Raw genomic sequence first — 21,077 nt, 5'->3', positions numbered from 1 at the left:
TCCAACCTTTGAGAGGATGGAGCGATGAAAAAACTACCGAAGTACTCCCCAGAGGTCCGTGAGCGGGCCATCAGGATGGTTTTCGAACACCTTCCTGAGTACGAGTCGCAGTGGGCCACCATCAGTGCCATTGCCCCCAAGATCGGCTGCACGCCCGAGACATTACGGCTGTGGGTTCGCCAATCTGAGCGCAACAGCGGCCAGCTTGATGGGCTGAGCACAGTCGAACGTGAGCGAGTCAAGCTGTTGGAGCGTGAGAACCGTCAGTTGCGTCAAGCTAACGAGATATTGCGTAAGGCCTCAGCCTATTTTGCCCAGGCGGAGCTCGACCGCCCATTCAAACGATGAAGACGTTTATTGATGAAAACCGCCAGTCTTACGGGGTCGAGCCGATTTGCAAGGTGTTGCCAATCGCCCCGTCGACGTACTACCGGTACGCTGCTCAGCAGGCTGACCCCAGCCAGCAGTCAGCGCGTGCGCAGCGTGACCAGGAACTGGGTGAGCACATCCAGCGAGTCTGGGATGAGCACTTCCATGTATATGGCGTGCGCAAGGTCTGGCGACAGTTGCTGCGTGAAGGCCAGCAAGTCGCCCGCTGTACGGTGCAACGCCTGATGGGAGAGCTGGGCCTGCAAGGCGTGGTACGCGGCAAGCCTGTCAAGACGACGGTCAGCGACCAAGCCAGGCCGTGCCCGCAGGATCATGTCAACCGTCAGTTTGTGGCTGAGTGCCCGAACGCCCTATGGGTATCGGACTTTACCTACGTCAGTACCTGGCAGGGTTTTGTTTACGTGGCCTTCATCGTTGATGTCTTTGCCCGATTCATCGTCGGTTGGAAGGTGTCCAGTTCAGCGCGTACCGATTTTGTACTCGATGCACTGGAGCAAGCCCTTTACACCCGTCGCCCAGTCAAGCAGGGTGGACTCATTCACCACAGTGACCGTGGCGTGCAGTACGTGTCCATTCGCTATACCGAGCGTCTTGTCGAAGCCGGTATTGAGCCATCGGTCGGGAGTGTCGGTGACTCTTACGACAATGCCTTGGCTGAGACCATCAATGGTCTTTACAAGGCTGAAGTGATTCATCGACGCTCTTGGCCCACACGGGGGGCGGTGGAGCTGGAAACGCTGAAATGGGTGGACTGGTTCAATCACCGCCGCCTGCTGGAGCCAATCGGTCATATTCCACCGGTCGAGGCAGAAGCCATCTATTATCAGCAACTCACCGAGTCTGCCCACGTGGCATGACTCAAACAAAAGGGTCTCCGAGAAACCCGGGGCGGTTCAAGACATATATCAGTTCGGTCAGTCCGAAGAGTTACTCGGTACGCTGCTGGAAGGCCGGCGCGATGATTTCGTGCTGGCGACCAAATTTACCAACGGTGCCTCGGCCAATCCCGGCCGACTGGCCATCGGCAACAATCGCAAGGCAATGGTCAGCTCGGTGGAAGCAAGTCTCAAGCGCTTGAAGACGGATCGCATCGACATCTATTGGGCGCACCATCCAGACGCTGTTACACCCATCGAGGAAATTGTCAGAGGGTTTGAGGATCTGGCGCGTGCAGGGAAAATCCTTTACGCAGGCCTGTCCAATTTCCCTGCATGGCGGCTTGCTCGCGCTGTTACGCTGGCCGAAATCAGCCGCGCATTACCGATTGCAGCCGCTCAGTTCGAACATAGCCTGGTGCATCGCGAGCCTGAGGCTGATCTTTTTCAGGCTTCTTACGCGCTTGGCCTTGGCGTCGTCACCTGGTCACCTCTGGGGGGTGGCATGCTGACCGGCAAATATCGCAAAGGGGAGAGCGGGCGCGCTGAGGGGTTTGGCGGCAAGGTATTCCAGCCTGAGAACTCGGCGCAGCGCACACGGATTCTCGATACTGTTCTGGAGGTTGCCGGTGAGCTTGGCGTAAGCGCGGGTCAGGTTGCCATTGCCTGGGCAGGTTCGCACGGCGCTGTTCCTATCATCGGGCCTCGTTCGCACGAGCAGATTGCCGATAATCTGGGCGCCTTGTCGCTGACGCTGACTGACGAACAGATTCAACGCCTGGATGCGGTCAGCAGTCTGGATCCCTCCGCTGGTCCAAGGTCGGCGGCTGATTGGTCGGATGAGACTCGTGCAAGGGGAGTGGCCTGAGTTGTTATTGGCCTGACTCGGATATTTGTTTATAGCCGCCAAATGAGCGGCTGGAGTCCTTCCAGGCGCAGCGTTGCCGCATGAGCGTGGTGCTTGCGTGTCTTGGCAAAGGCGGTGATCTTCGCCTCGGCGTTGAAAGTGTTAGCGTATACCCCGCGTTTTTCTTTGTAATGAGAAAGACCAAAATACTCGCAGTCTTGTCTATCCATCGTCCTTGAGCCACGTAGAGTGATGAACGTCATCACCTTCCGTGCGCACAGCCCGTATTACTGAATACCGATGAGCAGCCCTGGCTGTCCCATCAGGAGAGCACCATGCATCGAAAATCAATTTGCGCAGCACTGGCCATCCTGTCCGCAGCCACACTCACCACCTCACTGGCCTACGGCGCGACCATCACCGGGCTCCCTGCAAGCGCCCCTGCCGACAGGTCGGTAGGCAAGCTTGAACAATGCATGCCTTTTACGATGCGATGCCTACCGGTGTGACAGTCACTGAAACCGGGCGAATTTTCGTCAACTTCCCTCGTTGGGGCGACAAGGTGCCTTTTACGGTGGGCGAGATTCGTGATGGCAAAGTGGTTGCCTACCCGGATCTGGCGGTCAACCACGAGAATCCGAAGGACCCTGGCGACGGGCTGATCAGCGTGCAGAGTGTGGTGGCTGACGGTAAAGGACGCGTCTGGCTTCTGGACACTGCCGCACCGCAGTTTGCTGCTCCGCGTCCGGGTGGTGCCAAGCTGGTTGCGGTAGGCCTGGCCACCAACCGAATCGTCAAGCGGCTGGTGTTTCCGGATAACGTCATCTTGCCCAGCACTTATGTCAACGATATGCGCTTCGACTTCCGCAAAGGATCGCAGGGGACTGTCTATGTGACTGACTCTTCGGTAAGCGGATCGGGCGCAATCATTGTCATGGACATTGCCAGTGGGCATGCCGTACGTCGCCTGAGCGGCGCGAAGGCGACGTCTGCCGACCCGGATTTCGTGCCCGTGGTCGAGGGCGTCCCCGTGCTGGGTGATGGCCCGGACGGACCGCGCAAACCGGTTCACGTAGCCGCAGACGGCATTGCGTTGTCGGCCGATGGCAAAACGCTGTATTTCTCGCCACTGTCCAGCCGCCACCTGTACTCCGTCGCGACCGAGCTGCTGAACGACAGCGGTGTAAGTGAGCAGCAACTGGCTGCGGCTGTTCAGGATCTCGGTGAAAAGGGCGCTTCCGATGGTCTTGAGGCTGATGCAGACGGTGCTGTGTATGCAGGTGACTATGAGCACAATGCAATTCGCAAACGCCTGCCGAGCGGAAACTGGCAAACCGTGGCGCACGATCCTCGCATGCTGTGGCCTGATACGTTGTCTATTGGTCCGGATGGCTACCTGTATTTCATCGTCAACCAATTGCACCGTCAGGCCGGTTTCAATTCGGGCCACGACAAGCGTGCAAAACCTTACAGCCTGCTACGCGTGAAAGTCGACGCTGCGCCTGCCCCCACTCATTGATCTAATTGAATACCGGAGCATTGATAATGAATACACCTGCAAAGCCGTTGGCCTTGATCGCAGTTCTGAAAGCCGTTGCCGGCAAAGAGTCCGCATTGAAAGAAGCATTATCAGCACTGGTGGAGCCCTCCCGATCAGAGCCGGGCAATATCGAGTACACGCTGTTTGAGGCGCGCGATGAGCAAGGCACGTTTTACATGCGTGAATGCTTCAAGGATCAGGCAGCACTGGATGCGCACGTTGCCACGCCGCATTACCAACAGTTTGCAGCTGCAAGCGGCGAGTGGCTGGCAGAGCCACCGCAGCTGATATTTCTGGATCAGGTGTCTGGCTGAGTTCATTCATCTCTCAAGAGAAATGTATCTGCCGATACATTTCTCTGCCGGCTTCACTTGAAGCGGTTAGTACTGTCCAAGCACCGATGCGTTGTATTGCTTCAGAAGTTGATCGTACTGCTGCTCTACCGTCAGCAGACTCTTGTTCAATTGGTCAACATCGGCATGAGCGGCCCACTGCCGTTGCAAGGTGTCCAGAGCTGATAGCCAGTTCTGTGCGGGCGTCTTGATCACAAGCCATATCGGGCGTTTTCCATTGGCAGACTTGAGGTTGGGCATATTTTTGAAATAGCGCTCGGCATCCAGCCATGCGTTAACCAGTTCGGTGTGCAAGGCCTCAAGCGCGTCCGGGTTCAGGCGAGCGTTATCTGCGTTCTGGTTCAGGTAATTGATCGTTTGCCGGGCTAGGATCATGAAGTTGAGCGTGTGCCAGTGCTGATCGTGGCCAAGGCGATCGTCAATGGCCGCGAGTTGTTCGCGGCGTGCCAGAAATTGAGGTTCCTCGAAGCGTTTTCGAACGGCAAGACTGCGCTGCTGCAGTTGTTGTATCCCTTGGGTAATATCTGCATCCAGCTGCCGGGCAAGCTTGATATCGGGGCGTGGTTGATTGTAGAGCGCCTCGGCATCAAACGTTTTTTCACGTAGTGCGTCGAGCGTCTCGCTGTACTCGGTTACGGCAATGACCAGCGGATCGGACTTGGGGTAGAGCAGTTGTGGGTAACGGATACGGCAGGCCAAACTCTTATTGATTGCGATGGAAAGACTGCTCTCACCCATTGCAAAGCTTTGGATGAACGGCCCCACACCCTCGCTGCCATCAATCAGAGCCTGATAGTGCTTGCGATAATCAGCATAGCGTTCAAGCAGAAGAGCATCATCAAATACCAGGCACGCTGCCGCGTCCCGCATCATTGAAGTATCTGCAATCGTGTCTCTCGGAATGCGGTGAGTGCTGGTCAATCTGTGATGCGCCCAGAAGATGGTCGCGAAAACACAAATAGCGGCGATGAACGCTCGATTACTGATCATGGCCAGCCTCCAGAGCAGATGCGGGCGCATACCACTGGTCCCGCGAGGGCGGATGACAGGGCTGGTTTGTTTCAAGCAGGGCTGCGCAAAGGCGCTTCGGCCACGCCTGCAGACCTTGACCTTCTTGCACCGGCCGGTAGTTGATGACAGTGCCGGAGATGAACAGCAACGAGACTGTCAGGCCCAGCACAATACCAATCATAAATTCTCTGGCCGGCGAGCCTGGAGCGATTGAAAATGTCCGCTTGAGCCCTTCCGGCCAGGCAATGCGAGTGCCGGCAGCAGCCACGGTGAGTATTGCGGCGTAAATCAGTAACGCTTTCCATCCCCCGATCAGCCAGGCGGGTACTGCGGGCGCCCAGCTTACAGTGCTTTCTCGCAGCAAAAGCGGCACCGGGCGGCGCAGCGTGAGCCAGCGACCAAAGCGCTTGGTGAGTTGCTCATCAAGGCGCCAGGCAAAAACGCCGAGCGTCTGGCCGCCTACGTAAAGTAAACCCGCCATCAGGCCAAGTGCGCCAATAATCAGCAACAGGGCGATCATTGTTTCGCCCGGATCACTTCCCAGTCGGTAATAACTGTCCCATGCCGTCATGGACGCTGCGCCAACGATTGCAAACGGCAATGCCCAGAACGATGTATGTCGGCGCAACGGTCGCCAGAAGTACACGTTTTCGCCGGGCACATGGCTGGCCAAATCCGGGTAATGTCGCGCCACTGTGTTGGCCAGCGACTCACGGGCTTGCCAGTCGGCAGGGGTGAAGCGGATGGTCATTGACACGCGAGCGTCATCGCTCATGGGCAGGAACAGCAGGCGGGCTGCACGTGAGCCTGTACTGTCGATTTTCTGCGTGGCAAGACGCTGCTGCTCTTCGAGAAACAAGGCCTGACGACTGCGTGCCAACAGCCGACTCCAGAAGGGTTCCGGGCAAAAAGTGCGACCGTCGGTTTTCTTCCAGCCTTGCCACTCGCACACGGCATCAAAAATAGGGCTGGACCAGACTTCAGCGTGGGCCAGTAACCCAGCGAGGTATTTGTTAAGCCATATACGCTGGTCGAGAGTCTGCATCCAGGCAGCCTGGTCAAGATGCAGGTACAGACTGGAGAAGGATTCGGCATTGCTGCTGTTCAGCGCCTCTGCCAGCTTCTGTTCGGTATTGCGTGACAGATTGTTCAGAACAGTTTGCGTCGCCCGCAAGGACAGGTCGATGCGTTGCCAGGCACTTAGCCACTGAAAAAGCTCGACTGCGCGCTCGGTCAGCTCGCAGACATCGGGAGCATCCGCCTGGCAATATTCCAGCATGCCTACTTCGAACGCCTGCTCACACTCTGTAGCTCGGGCGTGTTCCAGTCGCTGGTCCAGATTCTTCGCAGTGACACCTTCAAGCAGCAGGTCAGCCCTGCGGCGTTGAAGATCTGAGGCGCTGGAAGACTGAGCTGGCGACGGCATTTCGGGAGTCGGCGCAAGCAATGGGCCTTGCTGTTCCACCGGCTCTTCTTGAGTTTCGGCAGCCCAGCTTAGCGCTTGCTCATAGGCATCACGCAACCGCTGAAAACCAGCCGGATCTTCGTCCGGGCGGTTCTGTTTGAGCAGTACAGCGTAACGGCGCTTGATACTGCGAATATCAGAAGGAGCGTCCAGCCCCAGAATAGACCAGCAATTCACTGCATTGCGCTCAGGTCTGTACCTGCAACCATGGGGTCACGAACTCCTTGTATACCAAGACAGGAATGCAGAAGCGTCCGGGCAAGATGCCCGGACGTGAAAAATAACGGCGGGGAGTTTAACAGGTGCTCAGACAGCAGACGCTACTTCCATCTGCTGTTTTCGCAGGATCAGAAAATATTGATCGGATAGCTGACAATGATCCGGTGCTCGTCGGCATCACGCTGACTGGCGAACTCGGTACGAAGTTGTGCATGACGCAGTGCAACGCTGAGGTTTTTCGCCGGGCCGGACTGCACCACGTAACTCAGGGTGACGTTGCGTTCCCATTCCTTCTTGTCGCCGTCGGACGTCTGGATGTTCGAACCGCTTTCATACATGGCCAGGAAGTTCAGCCCGGGAACGCCAAGCCTGGCGAAGTCATAGCCGTAACGGACCTGCCAGGTGCGTTCTCCAGCGCGCTGGAACTTGCCGATCATGGATTCGGTCATGAAGTAGGCGGTTGATCCATCGCCCTGATTCAACCATACCGCGTCGCTGTCGCCGGTCACTGCCTGATAACCGGCAGCAAAGGTATGACCGTTGATGAGGTAGGTGAACTGGGCGCTGGACAGGCGGCTGTCGACTTCACCCTTGGTAACGCCGTTGCCGTAATAACCCACCGTATAGAACGCCGGATCGTGACCGTTTGCACCGTCCGAGCGGTTGTCGAAGTGGCGCAGGTCGGTGCGCAGGGTGCCCGGGCCGAGTTGCATGTCATATTTCAGTCCGAGAAAGTTCTGTTTGTAGAAGTTTTCCAGATTGCCGTAGTAATACTGCAAGGTCAGGTCTTTGGTCGGTTTGTAATCGACGCCTGCGTAGTAGAACTTGTTGACGAATTCGCCGGTCAGCGGGTTGTTGGCACCCGGAATCGACATGCCCATCTGGTTGGTCGAACCGCGGCCCATGACATGTTCCAGCTGGCCTGCGGTGAAAGTGAAGTCCTTCAAGTCGCCAGACTGAATCTGGCCGCCGCGAAAAGTTTGTTGCAGCATGCGATCAGTGGACATGACCACCGGCAGCATCGGCACCAGCGTGCCGTACTTCAACTCGGTTCTTGAAACGCGTGCCTTGAGCGTCGCGCCCAGGCTGCTGAACTCATCGACCGCGCGGCCGTTGCTGTCAGTCGGGAATATGTTGCCGTTGAATGCGGTACTTTGCGGGTTGTAATGGCGGCCCTTGCCCGAGTCCAGGCGGATGCCCAACTGGCCCAGCGCATCGACACCGAAGCCGACGGTGCCGGGCGTGTAGCCGGACTGGTAGTTGAGCATGAAGCCCTGGCCCCACTCCTGCGTGTAGTTCGGGTCGGCAGCACCGCTGCGATTGTCCGCGTTGCTGAAGAAGTTGCGCGCCAGAATGCTGGCCTTGCTGTCTTCCAGAAAACCTTCGCCAAAGCTCTGCTGCGCGATCAGCAGGCCACAAAAGCCCGCAACGAAAGGGGTGGCGCGATTGATACGCTCCATCGGGTTCATCCTCATGCTGTCATTAAGTGTTGTGAGAGGCAGGGTCGGGCGGCAGTCAGGTTTCTTGTTGTTTTAAGAGGCGTGTTTTGCAGCTGAATCCGTTTCAGGTGTCGTTGCGTGAGGCGCTTGATACAGCGTGGCGCGAGGTAAGCGGTAAAGAACCACCAGTGCGAGTACGCCCAGTGCGGCGCAGATCAACAGCCCCGTACCGACTGCATGGGCGAGGGCAGTGCGAGCCAGCTGCAACGTGGTGTCGATATCTGTGAGCGTGTGCTGCAGCAGGACCTGAGGGTCGGTCAGACGCGCTATTGCCTGCATCTGGCCTGCCGAGACCAGCGCATGTTGCAGATTGGCGACGTACAGCAACTTGACCAGCACACCCATTGCCGCGGTGCCCAGCAAGCCGCCAACCAGTCGCAACGATTGAGTGAGTGCTGTGGCGATACCGAGAAATTGCCGCTCGGCAAGCGTCTGGGTGAATACATTGAGGTTGAGCAGAATGAACCCCAGACCCAGCCCCGCCAGCAGAATCAGTCCCAGCAAGGTCGTGAACCCGGCGTGCAGTCCGACCAGTGCCAAGGCGATGCAGGCAATCGACAGGGCAATGAATCCGCCAATCGGTAACCAGTTGGGGTTTGCCAGACGCGTTACGATGCGACTGTTGACGATTGCGCCCAAAGTGATACTCAGGGCCAGCGGTGTGAGCAGCAGCCCGGCGTCCTGCGGCGAGTAGCCGTAGCTGCCCTGCAACAGCAGAGGCAGGTAAAACACCAGGGTGAACATGATCGCACCGGCCAGCAGCGACATGATGAACAGCAGGCGGATGCTGCGATTGGCAAACAGCCCGGCGGGCAGCAAGGCGAACGCGCAACGGCGCTCTCTGAACCAAAGGCCGGTCAAGGCAATAACAGTGATAGCGCCGCACAGCAGGCTGATCGCCAGAGAGCGCTGACCGAGCCATTCAACGAACAATTGCAGGCTGCCCAGGCTCAGGACAATCAACACTGCGCCGATCCAGTCGAGCCTGATCGCACCGGCTGTTGGCGGGCGATACCAGGGTAAAAAACGCCAGGCAAAAAACAACGCAATCACGCCCAGCGGCAGGTTCAGCCAGAACACCGAACGCCAGCCGAACTCGCCGGACAGGTAACCGCCCAACCCTGGGCCGATGGCATTGACCACGCTGAACATCGCACTCAGCAGAACCTGCCAGCGCAGCCGCTGACGGGTGTCGGGAAACAGCTCCGGCACACAGGCAAATGCCGTACCGATCAGCATCCCGCCACCGACGCCTTGCAGGGCCCGGCCAATGACCAGCACCAGCATGCTGTCGGCCAGCGCGCAGACCAGCGAAGCAACGGTGAAAATGACCGTAGCGGCCAGCACGAACGGTTTACGCCCGTAGAAATCGCCCAGTCGGCCAAAGATCGGAATGGTCACAATGGACGCCAGCAGGTAGCCGGTGGCGACCCAGGCATACAGCTCGAAACCATCGAGTTCCGCGACGATGCTTGGCAATGCGTTGCCGATCACTGTCTGGTCGAGTGCGGACAGCATCAGCACCAGGGAAATGCCGAGCATGGCCAGCAGGGCCTGTTTGAAGGTCAGGGCCGGGTGGCTCTGCGTGGTCATGGCGAGGCGCTCAGCGCAACGCAGCGACAGCAGTCGCAATGCGTGTGCAACCGGTTTCAAGGGTTTCGAGGGCCGTCGCCGTAGACATCCGGAAGAACGGTGCCAGACCATAAGCGGTGCCTGCTACAACCGCAACACTCTGACTTTCCAGCAGGTACAGAACCACATCGGTGTCGGCTTCCAGTACCGAGCCTGACGGGGTGGTTTTGCCGATCAGCGCTGCGCAATTGACGTAGAGATAAAACGCGCCTTGTGGCTGGATGCAACTCAGGCCGTCAATTGCGTTGATCAACTCCAGGCAGCGGTCGCGGCGCTGTTTGTAGACCTTGACGCTCTCGCCGACAAACGACTGGTCGCCATTGAGGGCCGCCACTGCGGCGGCCTGGCTCACCGAGCAGGCGTTGCTGGTGGATTGCGACTGCAGGGTAGCCATCGCGTTGATGATATCGCTGGGGCCTGCGGCATAGCCGATGCGCCAACCGGTCATGGCGTAGGTTTTTGATACACCATTGATGATCAGCACACGCTCGCGCAGGGCGGGTTCGACAGTCAGCAGATGGCTGAGCGGGGTGTCGTCATAGCGAATGTGTTCGTAAATATCATCGGTCATGACCAGCACGTCCGGGTAGTCGAGCAGCACGTCGGCCAGTGCCCGCCATTCAGTTGCGCTGTAGGTCGCGCCGGTCGGGTTGCTCGGCGAATTGAGCAGCAGCCAGCGGGTACGCGGCGTGATTGCGTGGCGTAGTTGCTCGGCGGTGAGCTTGAACTGATTGTCTTCGGGGCACGGTAAGGTCACCGGGCGACCATCGCAGGCCAGCACCATGTCCGGGTACGACACCCAGTACGGCGCGGGGATCAGCACTTCGTCGTCAATGCCCAGCGTCGCTGCGAAGGCATTGAAGATCGCAGCCTTGGCACCGCTGGTGACTACGATCTGGCCGGGGGCGTAGCTCAGGCCGTTTTCGCGCTGGAGTTTGGCGGCAATCGCGTCGCGCAGCGCTGCAGTACCCGCATTGAGCGTGTAGCGGGTTTCACCGTTTTCGATGGCGGCAGAGGCGGCCTGACGAATGTGGGCAGGCGTATCGAAGTCGGGTTCGCCAACCACCAGATTGATGATCGACTTGCCTGCGCGCCGCAGTTCATTGGCCCGAACGGCAGCAGCGCTGCTGGGCGATGGTTTGATGCGGAGCACGCGGGCAGCGATGCGAGATGCGGTCACGTTGGCATTCCTCGTTGATGGACTTGACGGGGAATACGTTACGAGCCTGCAGACGGCAGGCCATAAGACGAGTTTGTTCTGGGTTGATAGGCAGCGCTTATGACCGCAGATGAACCAATGCTGCACCAAAAGCGGGCGAGCAATGCCTGCGGGGGCATCCATGCGTTGCAAACACGCTCGGCAGTTGCTGACATAGCAATTGCTTATGTCTGGTTTTTTCAGAGCTGGCCTGTGTCTTGCTGAGGCATCGGGGTCGTGACTCTGGAGTGCAGCACCTTGAACCTTCGCCGCTTGAAATACTTTGTGAAAATTGTCGACATCGGCAGCCTGACCCAAGCCGCCGATGTACTGCACATCGCACAACCTGCGTTAAGCCAGCAATTGGTGACGCTGGAAGCCGAGTTGCAGCAGCAGTTGCTGATCCGCACCAAGCGCGGCGTTACCCCGACCGAGGCGGGCAAGGTTTTGTATGGCCATGCTCAGGTCATACTGCGTCAGTGTGAGCAGGCGCAAAGTGATGTCAACGCCAGCGGCCTGGCGTTGTCGGGGCCGGTGTCGGTAGGGCTGGCCCCGGGCACTGCTGCGTCAACCTTGTCGCTGCCGTTGCTGAAACGGGTGCGCGAGCGTCATCCGGGTATTTTCCTGTACCTCAACGAGAACTTTGGCACCACGCTGAGCGAACTGATCATGAACGGGCGCATGGACATGGCCGTTCTTTATGGCGGACGTGAGGTGCATGGCCTCAGTTTTGTGCCGTTGATTCGCGAGCAACTGTATCTGGTCAGCGCCCAGGACACGCTTCAGGGCTGTGAGGAAATAGCCCTCGCCGAGCTGGCCGATATCGACCTGCTGTTACCGCGCACCTACAACACCATCCGCCGTCTGGTGGATGAGGCATTTGTGCGCATCGAGCGCAGTGCCCGGGTGGTTGCAGAAGTCGAATCATCGACGACTCTGGCTGCCGCAGTAGCGGATCGATTCGGCTCGACCATTCTTCCCGAGTCTGCTGCGCGGGTGCTGGCCGATACGCATGCGGTCAATCTGAGCCGGATCGTCGAACCCGAGATCGAAGCGCCGCTGGCCCTGTGCCTGTCAGGCCACTTGCCGCTTTCGGTTCCGGCCCAGGCAGTCAAGGCCATCCTACTGGAACTGGTCGCAGAGATGCGCGGCAATCGCCGTACAGAGTAACCCCGGCGTCATAAGGGGCGCTTATCACCCCACAGTCAAACCGTCTTGGCGGTCAAAAATCGCTCTCGTTACATTGCCCTCAGCCACATTTCTTTTGCCAGGCAAGGGCTCTTGCATGAAACCGGAACGTATCAAAGCACTTATCGACCTGATGGCCGAATCGGACCTGAGTGAACTCAGCCTGTCTGAAGGCGATACGCAGTTGCGTTTGCTGCGTGAGTCGGTCGAGGCCGCCAGCGGCGTCAGTCCATCTGCATCAACGTCGCTGAAAGCGCCTGCAACCGACGCTGCTGCTTCCTCTCAGGCAAGTGCAACTGCCAATGCGCAAGAGGCTCAGGCCTGCGCCTCGCTGTATGGGGTCTTGCACCTGATCCCGGCGCCCGACCAGCCGCCCTTCGTTGAAGTCGGCACGTCAGTCGAAGTGGGACAGACCCTGGCAGTGGTTGAAGCTATGAAGATGTTTCATCCGGTGACGGCTGAAAAGGCAGGGGTCGTGACCGCCATTCTGGTTGCCAACGGCGAAGAGGTTCAGGCCGGACAAGCGCTTTTCAGCATCGGTTGAAGGTCTTGGGTGGCCGTGCGGCTGCCTTCCGGGTTCACAGATCAGGGGTTTTTGATGTTCGATAAAGTGTTGATCGCCAACCGCGGCGAAATTGCCCTGCGCATCCAGCGCGCCTGCAAAGGCCTGGGCCTGAGTACGGTTGCGGTCTATTCCGAAGCGGATCGCGATGCCAGCTATGTACGGCAGGCCGATGAGTCACTGTGCATAGGCCCGGCCGCGCCGGGGCAGAGTTATCTGAATCAGGCTGCCGTGCTTTACGCTGCGCAGTTGACCGGTGCTCAGGCGATCCATCCCGGTTACGGGTTTCTGTCTGAAAACGCCGCGTTCGCCGAGCGCATCGAACAGGCTGGCCTGACGTTCATCGGCCCCAGTGCCGCCTGCATTCGGGTGATGGGCGACAAGGTCGCGGCCAAGCGGGCAATGCGTGAGGCTGGCGTGCCGTGCGTGCCAGGCCCGGACACCAGCATGCCTGCCGATCCGCAAGGTATCCTGAAAATTGCCCGTGACATTGGTTACCCGGTCATCGTCAAGGCCGCTGGCGGTGGCGGCGGGCGGGGCATGCGCGTGGTTCAGGAAGAGCAGCAATTGCTCGATGCAATTGCGCTGACCAGCGAAGAAGCCCGCCGGGCCTTCGGCAATCCCGAGTTGTATATCGAGAAGTTTCTGGGCCAGCCGCGCCATGTCGAGATTCAGGTGCTGTGCGATGCCTATGGCAATGCCGTCTGGCTTGGCTCGCGGGATTGCTCGATGCAGCGCCGCCACCAGAAGGTGCTTGAAGAGGCTCCTGCACCGGGCATCGACCCGGAATTGATGGCCAGGGTGGGCGAACGTTGCGCACTGGCCTGCCGGCAGATCGGTTACCAGAGCGTAGGCACGTTCGAATTCCTGTTTGAAAACGATGAGTTCTATTTCATCGAAATGAATACTCGCCTGCAGGTCGAGCACCCGGTCACGGAAATGACTTCCGGCATCGACATCGTTCAGCAGCAGATTCGCATGGCGATGGGTGAGCGCCTGAGTTTCAGCCAGGCCGACGTCAGCGTGTCGGGCCATTCGCTGGAATGCCGGATCAACGCCGAGGACCCGCGCAGCTTCATGCCTACGCCGGGTCAAGTCACCCGCTGGGAGATTCCTGGTGGTTTTGGCGTACGGGTCGACTCGCATGTGAGCCACGGTTATCGCGTTCCGCCTTATTACGATTCGATGGTGGCGAAGGTCATCACCCACGGTGCCAGTCGCGATGAGGCCCTGGCACGTATGCGCCTGGCGCTGAGCGAAATGCACGTTGAGGGAATCTCTACCAACATCGCGCTGCATCGCGACATTTTGCAGGACCCGGTGTTCTGCAAGGGTGGCATGGACATTCACCACTTGGAGCGCTGGTTACAGACAAGGAGCCACCCATGACCCTCCAGCAGTTGCCGCCACGAATCACTTTGCTGGGAACCACCGCCTTGCTGTTCGAAGCGCCCGGCGAGCTTGAGCTGGCAGCGCAGCAACGCATATGGGCGCTGGCCAGCCTGAGCAAGGACTGGCCGCAGGTGCGCGAATCGGTGCCGGGCATGAACAACCTGATGCTGACCTTCGCAGCGCCGCCACGCGACCTGACCGGCTTGAAAACCCGCTTGCTGAAGGCCTGGGAGCAATGCCAGCCGCTGCCGTTGCAAGGCCGGATCATCGAGTTGCCGGTGGTGTATGGCGGTGACGGCGGACCGCACATGGCCGATGTCATCGCCCATACCGGACTGGATATCGAGACCATCGCCAATCTGCACTGCGAACCGCTTTACCCGGTGTACGCCTTGGGCAGCCACCCCGGTTATTGCTATCTGGGCGGCATGGATCAGCGTCTGGCGACGCCTCGGCGCAAAGTGCCGGTACTCGATATCGGTGCCGGCTCGGTTTCCATCGGCGGCGTGCAGACGGGTATCTCCGCTTCAGCCGGCCCCAGTGGCTGGAACACGATAGGGCGCACGGAAATGGTGTTTTTCGACGCTGATCAGAACCCTCCGGCGCTGATGCAGCCCGGCGATCAACTGCGCTTGCGTATCGAGAGGATCATTCGATGATCGAAGTTATCAGCGCCACCGCACTGGCGACGATCCAGGATCTGGGTCGGCATGGCAGCCTGGGCTACGGCGTCGGCACCTCCGGCGCAATGGACACGCTGTCGTTGCAGCTCGGCAATTTGTTGCTGGGCAACGACGAAGACGCGGCAGGCATCGAAATTCCACTGTTCCCGTTCGAAGTGCGTTTTGTCGAGGACTGCACTTTTGCTATCACCGGTGCTGCCTGTTCTGCACGGCTGGATGGCGAGCGACTGCCGGGTAACTGGGTCGCTCAGGCGCGCAAGAATCAGGTGTTGAAGCTGAGTTACCCGACGACAGGCAGTCGCGCCTATTTATGCCTGGCGGGCGGTGTGGATGTGCCGCAGGTTCTGGGCTCGCGCAGCACGCAATTGCGCGGTGCATTTGGTGGCTGGCAGGGCCGGGCCTTGCAGCAGGGCGATCTGATTCCCGCCGGTGCGGCTAATCAACCGCGCGCTGGTGATTTTGGTCTGCAATCTGCTGCGGCGGCCTTGCCGTTGATTATCGACGAGCTACCGGCCATACGCGTACTGCCTGCCGCCGAGTTCGACTGCTTCAGCGTTGAAGCCCAACAAACATTTTTTGCCGGCGAGTGGAAAATCACCACGCAAAGCAATCGCTATGGTTATCGCATGGAAGGTACGCCCCTATTGCCAAGGGAGGCGCTGGAAATTCGCTCTCACGGCATTGTGCCCGGGGTGATTCAGGTGCCCCACGGCGGCCAGCCGATTGTGCAAATGCGCGATGCCCAGCCCAGCGGCGGCTATCCAAAGTTTGCCACGGTTATCGAAGCCGACCTGTGGCGTCTCGGTCAGGCCCCGATCGGTAGCAAGGTGCGCTTCGTGCAATGCAGCTACGAGGAGGCCGTTGAGGCACTGGACACCAATCACGCCTTCATCGAAGACGCCCGGCGCTTGCTTGCGCTGCGCGGCCTGCAAGGACATCGCTGATGAACATCAATGAAATTCGCCAACTGGCAGGCTGGATTCGTGATGCCGGGCTCACGGTTCTTGAACTGAAACGACCAGGGTTCGAGTTGTTGATCCGACGCGGTGTACGTGCGGATAACCCTGCATCGCGACCTGACGTGGACGTCGCAGTCGAACAGCCGCCAGCCACCGCGCTTGTAATAGCTGCGGATAACCCCGGCGTTTTTGTATCGAGACACCCCGACGAAAAAAACAGCTACGTAAAACCCGGCGACACCGTTGCAGTCGGGCAGTTGCTGGGCCTGTTGCGCATCGGCCTGCTTTATCTGCCGGTGCGCAGCCAGCAGGCAGGGCGTGTGACGCGTTTTCTGGCTGCCGAGCATGAACGGGTCGGTTACGGCCAGCCGCTGATTGAACTGGAGGAGTGACACGATGCGCATCGATCTGAACGCTGATCTGGGTGAGGGCTTCGGCCCCTGGACCATGGGTGAGGATGAGGCACTGATGCAACTGATCTCCTCGGCCAACGTGGCCTGTGGTTTTCATGCCGGTGATCCATTGATAATGAATAACACCGTGCACCGCGCCAAAGCGCTGGGCATCGATCTCGGCGCACATGTCGGTTTTCCTGATCTGCAGGGGTTCGGGCGGCGCAGAATGAACATCGAACTCAACGAGTTGTGCAGCATGGTGGTGTATCAGCTGGGCGCTCTGGCAGGCATTGCAGCCGCTGCCGGTTACCGCGTGACGCACATGAGCTTCCACGGCGCGCTGGGTAATATGGCCGCGGCCGATGCCGAACTGGCCAGGCCGCTGGTCAAGGCGGTCGCCAGTTTCGATGCGCAGATGATCATCAGTTCATCCAGCAGCGCGGCCATCGAACAGGCCGCCGAAGCGTGCGGCCTGAGAGTCGCGACCACGTTTCTGGCCGACCGTGCCTACGACGAAAACTGCCTGCTGGTGCCGCGTGGCATTGCCGGGGCGGTGATCAAGGACCCACAGCAGGTCCGCGCCAGGATTGCGCAACTGTTGCAGGACGGTACGGTTACGACCCTGAGCGGCAAGCGCGTGGCGGTCAATGCCCAATCAATCCTGTTGCATGGCGACACGCCGGGGGCGGTGGAGCTTGCGCGCAGCATTCGCCAGAGCATCGAAGAGCAGGGCGGTGTCATCACCCCGGTTTCACAGCTGCTCGGGTCATAAGCGCAGCTTATTGCCACACAACCATTGTGTCTTGGTCGCTGCCCATGACGCTCGTTAAAGTCCAGTACAAGGCGATCAGCATTAACAGCCAAGCGGCTGATCGACGCTTATTCAAGGAAACCCCGACATGCCTTTTTCCGATTACAAAACTGCGCTGGTGACCGGCGCTTCTTCCGGCATTGGCGAAGCCGTCGTCGAACGGCTGTGTGCCGAAGGTCTGCAGGTTCATGCGCTGGCGCGCAGTGCAGACAAGCTGGCGGCACTGGCGCAGCGCGCATGCTATCGACGTGACTGATCTGGCCGGTCTGACGGCACTGTTCCAGGCCCATCAGTTCGATGTTGTGGTCAACAATGCCGGAGTCGACCGGCCCGGTTCGCTGCTCAAGGCAGACGCAGAAGGGATTGATCTGCTGGTCGATGTGAACCTGCGCGCGGTATTGCAGATCGCCAGGCTTTCGCTGCCGGGTATGGTCGAGCGTGACAGCGGGCACATCATCAACATCAGCTCGATTGCCGCCGCCTACAACTTCGGCGGCAACTCAACGTACCACGCCACCAAGGCTGCCGTGAGCATGCTTTCTCGCCAGCTACGTATCGATGCGTTCGGCAAGCGCGTGCGGGTGACGGAAATCTGCCCCGGGCGTGTGGCCACGGACATTTTTGCCCATGTGCATGGCGATTCCGAGGAAGTGCGCAAACGCTTCATCGAGGGCTATGAGCTGCCTGTGGCCAAGGACATTGCCGATGCAATCGCCTACGTGATCGCTGCGCCCATCGCGGTCAACATCGGCCATATGGAAATCACCCCGACGCTACAGGTACCCGGCGGGCTGTCGACCGCGCGCCCGCAGGACTATGAAGGCTGAGGCTGCGCCTCGCTGCAAGCGCTGTACCCATCACGAGAGCGGCACCAGCCGCCATGCGACACTCGCGCCAGTACCCCTGGCGCCTTGCTTCTGCCCTGGCTGAATGTCAATGGGAACAACCATGACGAGTAAATTCGATCTTTCGGCGATCCTGCAGGGCGAGTATGCCGAGCTGATCGTCAAGGGCATAGAGACAACCCTGCAACTGGCGTTCGTTGCCTGGTGCATGGCAATGGCCGTGGCCTTGCTGCTGGTGTCGATTCGCCTGACCGGCAACAAATACGCCGAGCGTCTGGTGGCGGGCTATGTGTCCTACCACCGCAACGTGCCGACACTGGTACAACTGATGCTCTGGTATTTCGGTATTCCGACGTTGCTCACCGAAAGCACGCAGCTCTGGCTGGCCAACTACAGCACCGAGTACCTGTTTTCGGTGATCGCGCTGGGGCTGTGCCAGGCGGCTTACTTCAGTGAGGACATCCGCAGCGGCTTGCGCGCCATTCCGGCCGGGCAAGTCGAAGCATCGCGCGCATTGGGCCTGGGTTATGTGCGTTCGATGCGTTACGTGATCCTGCCGCAAGGCGTTCGCAACTGCCTGCCGTCATTGATCAATCACACGGTGCTGCTGTTCAAGAACACCAGCCTGGTCATGGCCATCGGCGTCGTCGAGCTGACCTATGCCACTCGCGAGGTCGAGAACTACACCTTTCGCACCTTCGAGGCGTATCTGGTCGCAACCGTGGTCTACCTGACCATTTCACTGATGCTGATGGGCCTGGGTGCGTTGCTGGCCCGGCATTTCAGCAACGCCATGGCGAGGTAGGCGGCGATGTTCGATGTGTTCACGATTGTTCGCGATAACTGGACCTTGCTGCTGGTCGGCCAATATCCTCACGGCCCGATGGGCGGGCTGGTTTCAACGCTGACTCTGGCTGCGCTGGCGCTTTTGCTGGCGTTCCCGCTAGGGCTGCTACTGTCGCTGGCACGGGTCTCGCCGTGGCGCTGGCTGCGTTACCCGGCCACGGTCTGGGTCTATGTGATGCGCGGCATTCCGCTGCTGATGGTGATTTTCTGGACTTACTTCCTGGTCCCGCTGCTGATCGGTCATAACATCACCGGCTTCACCACCATGCTCTGCACGCTGGTGGTCTATCAGAGCGCCTACCTGTGCGAAATCATCCGCGGTGCCATTCAGGCGCTGCCGGCTGGTCAGTACGAAGCGTCACGCTCGCTGGGCATGGGCTACATGCGCACCACGGTCTGGGTGATTTTGCCGCAAGCGCTGTACAACGCATTGCCAAGCCTGATCAGCCAGTTCATTTCGATCATCAAGGAAACGTCGCTGGGCTACGTGATCAACGTCCAGGAAGTGACCTTCGCCGCCAATCAGATCAACAACCAGCTGCTGACCAAGCCGTTTCAGGTGTTCTTCATTCTGGCGATCACCTACTACGTGCTGTGCTACGGCCTGACCCGGCTGGCCGCAGTGGTGGAACGGCGGATTGCCCGCAAACGGGAGGGCAGCGTGTCGCCTGCACCTGTTCCCCGGCCTTTGACTACCGATAATTGAGGGTTGCCCAATGCATCCGATGATCATGTTTTCCAGGATCAATAAGTGGTATGGCGAGTACCAGGCCCTGACCGATATCACCGCTGAAGTGCAGCGCGGCGAAGTGGTGGTGCTGTGCGGGCCCTCGGGCTCGGGCAAGTCGACACTGATCCGCACCGTCAACCGTCTTGAAGATGTTCAGCAGGGCCAGATTCTGTTTGACGGCCACGACGTGAACGGCACCGACGCCAACGTCAATCGCTTGCGCAGTCGGGTGGGTTTTGTATTCCAGAGCTTCAATCTGTTCCCGCATCTGTCGGTGCTAGACAACATCATCCTGACCCCGACCAAAGTGCGCGGCCTGAAAAACAGTGAGGCGCGCGCCAGGGCCATGGAACTGCTGGATCGGGTGGGGCTGGCACACAAGGCCGGCGCTTACCCGGCGCAGTTGTCCGGCGGCCAGCAGCAGCGCGTGGCGATTGCCCGGGCGCTGGCCATGGAACCGCCCGTGATGCTCTTTGACGAGCCCACCAGCGCACTCGACCCGGAAATGGTCGGCGAGGTGCTCAGCGTCATGAAAGGCCCCTGGCCAAAGAGGGCATGACCATGATGTGCGTCACCCACGAGATGAATTTTGCCCGTGAAGTGGCCGATACCATCTGGTTCATGGATGCGGGGCAGATCCTTGAAAAATCCAGTCCTGAGGCTTTCTTTCAGCAGCCGGACCACCCGCGTGCCCAACGCTTCATTTCCGACCTGCGCAGCCATTGAGCACAGGCCCCTGTTTCAGCAATCCCTCCATTTATTTCCAGGAGTCTCACCATGCGTATGAAGTCTTTGCTGGTTGCACTGGCATTGTCGCCATTGGCTGTTTCGGTTGCTCACGCTGATCAGCTCAGTGATGTGATGAGCAAGAAAAGCCTGAGTTGCGGCGTCTATGCTGACGTCCCGCCGTTTTCGGCACCGGACCCGAAAACCCGTGAACTGGTAGGCATGGACGTCGACCTCTGCAAGGCGCTGGCCAAACATATGGGCGTCGAGCTGGAGCTCAAGCCGCTGTCGGTCGAAGCGCGCATTCCTGAAGTCAAAATGGGCCGCGTTGACGTGATTTTTGCCAACCTGGCCTACACCAAGAGCCGCGCCGACCAGATCCAGTTCAGCGATCCGTACTACATCGCCAAGGAAACGCTGGTAGTGCGCGCCGCCAATGCCGATCAACCGAAATCCTTTTTCAAAGGCAAACGCATCAGCTCGACCAAAGGCTCTACGTCCGAGCAGTCGATTCGGCTGGCTGATGCCACGCCTGTGACCTTCCAGGACACCGGTTCTGCCTACATGGCGCTGCAACAGAACAAGGTGGTGGGCCTGGTGACCAACACCATGACCGCGATCAAGCTGGTCGGGCAGGCCAAGGCCAGTGGTGTGGAGCTGGCAATCGCCAAGGAGCCGATGGCGCTGGAGCCTATCGGTGCCGGTATGCGTCAGGGCGAGCCGGCATTTCTGGCCAAGGTCAACGAATCGCTGCGTGCGATGGAAGCAGCAGGTGAAATCGACGCGATCTGGGCGCAGTGGATCGGCCCGAATACCGAATACAAAATGGTTCGTGAAGACAAGGTGCAAAGCCTCAGTGAATTGAAGTTCGACCCGCTGCCTTGATCAAATCTTGATATTTCCTTGAGGGT

General features: G+C 59.1%; 18 protein-coding genes, 4 pseudogenes and 1 other annotated feature. Of the genes and pseudogenes, 16 read left to right on the top strand and 6 right to left on the bottom strand.

From position 1 onward, the window contains the following. Positions 1–24: 24 nt before the first annotated feature. Positions 25–1,247 (top strand): IS3-like element IS51 family transposase gene (locus LJU29_RS14475; protein WP_257110834.1). Its coding sequence is split into 2 segments (ribosomal slippage): positions 25–310 and positions 310–1,247, totalling 1,224 coding nucleotides; the frame shifts between segments, so codons are not numbered across the junction. Continuing rightward, positions 303–419, top strand: a sequence feature (AL1L pseudoknot). It overlaps the preceding gene by 117 nt. 40 nt (positions 1,248–1,287) lie before the next feature. Then, positions 1,288–2,133: pseudogene (locus tag LJU29_RS14470) on the top strand (aldo/keto reductase); the annotation flags it as partial. 29 nt (positions 2,134–2,162) lie between these two features. Here the strand turns inward: LJU29_RS14470 and LJU29_RS14465 are convergent. Next, positions 2,163–2,375, bottom strand: a complete 213-nt coding sequence (locus LJU29_RS14465; protein ID WP_223886835.1) for a hypothetical protein — start codon at positions 2,373–2,375, stop codon at positions 2,163–2,165. A 72-nt stretch (positions 2,376–2,447) separates the two neighbouring features. Between LJU29_RS14465 and LJU29_RS14460 the strand changes: the two are divergent. Together LJU29_RS14460 and LJU29_RS14455 are read left to right on the top strand one after the other, a co-directional pair. After that, positions 2,448–3,631, top strand: a pseudogene (locus tag LJU29_RS14460) (L-dopachrome tautomerase-related protein). A 26-nt stretch (positions 3,632–3,657) separates the two neighbouring features. Continuing rightward, a complete protein-coding gene (locus tag LJU29_RS14455; RefSeq protein ID WP_005756095.1) occupies positions 3,658–3,966 on the top strand; it encodes a putative quinol monooxygenase in 309 nt (102 codons plus the stop codon). A gap of 66 nt (positions 3,967–4,032) precedes the next feature. Here the strand turns inward: LJU29_RS14455 and LJU29_RS14450 are convergent, their stop codons facing one another. The 5 genes from LJU29_RS14450 to LJU29_RS14430 all read right to left on the bottom strand — a co-directional run bounded on the left by LJU29_RS14450 (position 4,033) and on the right by LJU29_RS14430 (position 11,011). Continuing rightward, positions 4,033–4,995: a DUF3829 domain-containing protein gene (locus tag LJU29_RS14450; protein ID WP_122320803.1), complete on the bottom strand. Its 963-nt coding sequence runs from the start codon at positions 4,993–4,995 to the stop codon at positions 4,033–4,035. After that, positions 4,985–6,658: a J domain-containing protein gene (locus LJU29_RS14445; protein WP_057423078.1), complete on the bottom strand. Its 1,674-nt coding sequence runs from the start codon at positions 6,656–6,658 to the stop codon at positions 4,985–4,987. Before LJU29_RS14445 ends, LJU29_RS14450 begins: the two co-directional genes overlap by 11 nt. A gap of 170 nt (positions 6,659–6,828) precedes the next feature. Further along, the gene (locus LJU29_RS14440) at positions 6,829–8,160 is read right to left on the bottom strand and encodes an OprD family porin (protein WP_010207348.1); all 1,332 of its coding nucleotides are present in this window, start codon (positions 8,158–8,160) and stop codon (positions 6,829–6,831) included. A 72-nt stretch (positions 8,161–8,232) separates the two neighbouring features. Continuing rightward, positions 8,233–9,831: an MFS transporter gene (locus LJU29_RS14435; protein ID WP_257112732.1), complete on the bottom strand. Its 1,599-nt coding sequence runs from the start codon at positions 9,829–9,831 to the stop codon at positions 8,233–8,235. Continuing rightward, positions 9,803–11,011: an aspartate transaminase gene (locus tag LJU29_RS14430; RefSeq protein WP_257110832.1), complete on the bottom strand. Its 1,209-nt coding sequence runs from the start codon at positions 11,009–11,011 to the stop codon at positions 9,803–9,805. The genes LJU29_RS14435 and LJU29_RS14430 overlap by 29 nt, the downstream gene beginning before the upstream one ends. A 276-nt stretch (positions 11,012–11,287) precedes the next feature. Here LJU29_RS14430 and nac point away from each other — a divergent pair, with 276 nt between their 5' ends. From nac to LJU29_RS14370, 12 genes and pseudogenes are all read left to right on the top strand, one after another. Next, positions 11,288–12,199, top strand: a complete 912-nt coding sequence (gene nac / locus LJU29_RS14425; RefSeq protein WP_257110831.1) for a nitrogen assimilation transcriptional regulator NAC — start codon at positions 11,288–11,290, stop codon at positions 12,197–12,199. 115 nt (positions 12,200–12,314) lie between these two features. Next, positions 12,315–12,761 carry an acetyl-CoA carboxylase biotin carboxyl carrier protein gene (locus LJU29_RS14420; RefSeq protein ID WP_005757637.1) on the top strand — a complete coding sequence of 149 codons (447 nt, stop codon included), beginning with the start codon at positions 12,315–12,317 and terminating at the stop codon, positions 12,759–12,761. 54 nt (positions 12,762–12,815) lie between these two features. Beyond that, positions 12,816–14,168 carry an acetyl-CoA carboxylase biotin carboxylase subunit gene (gene accC / locus LJU29_RS14415; RefSeq protein WP_257110830.1) on the top strand — a complete coding sequence of 451 codons (1,353 nt, stop codon included), beginning with the start codon at positions 12,816–12,818 and terminating at the stop codon, positions 14,166–14,168. Beyond that, positions 14,165–14,830, top strand: a complete 666-nt coding sequence (gene pxpB / locus LJU29_RS14410; protein WP_005757639.1) for a 5-oxoprolinase subunit PxpB — start codon at positions 14,165–14,167, stop codon at positions 14,828–14,830. The genes accC and pxpB overlap by 4 nt, the downstream gene beginning before the upstream one ends. Next, a complete protein-coding gene (locus tag LJU29_RS14405) occupies positions 14,827–15,798 on the top strand; it encodes a 5-oxoprolinase subunit C family protein (RefSeq protein ID WP_005757640.1) in 972 nt (323 codons plus the stop codon). Before pxpB ends, LJU29_RS14405 begins: the two co-directional genes overlap by 4 nt. Then, positions 15,798–16,205 (top strand): biotin/lipoyl-containing protein, encoded by a 408-nt coding sequence (locus LJU29_RS14400; protein WP_005731842.1) that lies wholly within the window; start codon positions 15,798–15,800, stop codon positions 16,203–16,205. The genes LJU29_RS14405 and LJU29_RS14400 overlap by 1 nt, the downstream gene beginning before the upstream one ends. A 4-nt stretch (positions 16,206–16,209) precedes the next feature. Beyond that, positions 16,210–16,980, top strand: coding sequence for a LamB/YcsF family protein (locus LJU29_RS14395; protein ID WP_057423074.1), 771 nt, complete (start codon positions 16,210–16,212; stop codon positions 16,978–16,980). A gap of 127 nt (positions 16,981–17,107) precedes the next feature. After that, positions 17,108–17,846 (top strand): annotated as a pseudogene (locus LJU29_RS14390) (SDR family oxidoreductase). A gap of 121 nt (positions 17,847–17,967) precedes the next feature. Then, the gene (locus LJU29_RS14385; protein WP_005757650.1) at positions 17,968–18,669 is read left to right on the top strand and encodes an amino acid ABC transporter permease; all 702 of its coding nucleotides are present in this window, start codon (positions 17,968–17,970) and stop codon (positions 18,667–18,669) included. Positions 18,670–18,675: 6 nt separating this feature from the next. Beyond that, on the top strand, positions 18,676–19,416 hold the full coding sequence (locus LJU29_RS14380) for an amino acid ABC transporter permease (RefSeq protein WP_005757652.1): 741 nt from the start codon (positions 18,676–18,678) through the stop codon (positions 19,414–19,416). 19 nt (positions 19,417–19,435) lie between these two features. Next, positions 19,436–20,166, top strand: a pseudogene (locus LJU29_RS14375) (amino acid ABC transporter ATP-binding protein). 51 nt (positions 20,167–20,217) lie between these two features. After that, the gene (locus tag LJU29_RS14370; RefSeq protein ID WP_002553482.1) at positions 20,218–21,051 is read left to right on the top strand and encodes an ABC transporter substrate-binding protein; all 834 of its coding nucleotides are present in this window, start codon (positions 20,218–20,220) and stop codon (positions 21,049–21,051) included. Positions 21,052–21,077: the final 26 nt, after the last annotated feature.

The organism is Pseudomonas ficuserectae (genome assembly GCF_024584585.1).
GTDB classification, from domain to species: domain Bacteria; phylum Pseudomonadota; class Gammaproteobacteria; order Pseudomonadales; family Pseudomonadaceae; genus Aquipseudomonas; species Aquipseudomonas amygdali.
This window is presented reverse-complemented; position numbering and strand designations above follow the sequence as displayed.

Excerpts from the sequence above, each read along its gene's own strand:
- LJU29_RS14440 (WP_010207348.1), bottom strand. The coding sequence starts at position 8,160 with ATGGAGCGTATCAATCGCGCCACCCCTTTCGTTGCGGGCTTTTGTGGC.
- LJU29_RS14380 (WP_005757652.1), top strand. The coding sequence starts at position 18,676 with ATGTTCGATGTGTTCACGATTGTTCGCGATAACTGGACCTTGCTGCTG.
- LJU29_RS14385 (WP_005757650.1), top strand. The coding sequence starts at position 17,968 with ATGACGAGTAAATTCGATCTTTCGGCGATCCTGCAGGGCGAGTATGCC.
- LJU29_RS14400 (WP_005731842.1), top strand. The coding sequence starts at position 15,798 with ATGAACATCAATGAAATTCGCCAACTGGCAGGCTGGATTCGTGATGCC.
- LJU29_RS14405 (WP_005757640.1), top strand. The coding sequence starts at position 14,827 with ATGATCGAAGTTATCAGCGCCACCGCACTGGCGACGATCCAGGATCTG.
- LJU29_RS14420 (WP_005757637.1), top strand. The coding sequence starts at position 12,315 with ATGAAACCGGAACGTATCAAAGCACTTATCGACCTGATGGCCGAATCG.
- LJU29_RS14455 (WP_005756095.1), top strand. The coding sequence starts at position 3,658 with ATGAATACACCTGCAAAGCCGTTGGCCTTGATCGCAGTTCTGAAAGCC.
- LJU29_RS14370 (WP_002553482.1), top strand. The coding sequence starts at position 20,218 with ATGCGTATGAAGTCTTTGCTGGTTGCACTGGCATTGTCGCCATTGGCT.
- accC (WP_257110830.1), top strand. The coding sequence starts at position 12,816 with ATGTTCGATAAAGTGTTGATCGCCAACCGCGGCGAAATTGCCCTGCGC.
- LJU29_RS14450 (WP_122320803.1), bottom strand. The coding sequence starts at position 4,995 with ATGATCAGTAATCGAGCGTTCATCGCCGCTATTTGTGTTTTCGCGACC.
- pxpB (WP_005757639.1), top strand. The coding sequence starts at position 14,165 with ATGACCCTCCAGCAGTTGCCGCCACGAATCACTTTGCTGGGAACCACC.
- LJU29_RS14395 (WP_057423074.1), top strand. The coding sequence starts at position 16,210 with ATGCGCATCGATCTGAACGCTGATCTGGGTGAGGGCTTCGGCCCCTGG.
- LJU29_RS14465 (WP_223886835.1), bottom strand. The coding sequence starts at position 2,375 with ATGACGTTCATCACTCTACGTGGCTCAAGGACGATGGATAGACAAGAC.